Origin of the sequence: Pseudomonas sp. IPO3778, from assembly GCF_013386825.1 — a bacterium.
Taxonomy (GTDB): Bacteria; Pseudomonadota; Gammaproteobacteria; order Pseudomonadales; family Pseudomonadaceae; genus Aquipseudomonas.
The window spans coordinates 1-329 of record NZ_JACARC010000153.1; the positions used below are offsets into that span (position 1 = coordinate 1).

Consider the following 329-nt stretch of genomic DNA (forward strand, 5'->3'; position numbering starts at 1 on the left):
ATGATTTGCTCAGCTGCTGCCTTAATTTTTGCCCTTCTATCCATGGTGTCTGACTGTATTTTTGAGCTGGGATTACGGTTGCCCTTGCCTGCTTCCTGGCCTCTCTTCGTCGCCTTTGTGGAAAAGGCGTCGTTTAGAATTCGATGCATCAGGCTTGATGTGTTGAAGCCTTTCTTGGACACATCCATCTGCTCTATTTGGCGATAAAGGCTTGCCATTAATAGTGCCTGGTTCGCCTCTCCTAGCAACGTAGCGAAGTCTTCTCGTGCTCGGATTTCGTTTCCGCTACTGCGGTCCCGGTCTTTTTCGATCAGGGCAAGGTACTGGCG

Annotated in this window: 1 pseudogene; it reads right to left on the minus strand. The window is 49.8% G+C overall.

Annotated features, from left to right (window positions below):
- A pseudogene (locus HX855_RS32990) lies at positions 1-329 on the minus strand (hypothetical protein); the annotation flags it as partial.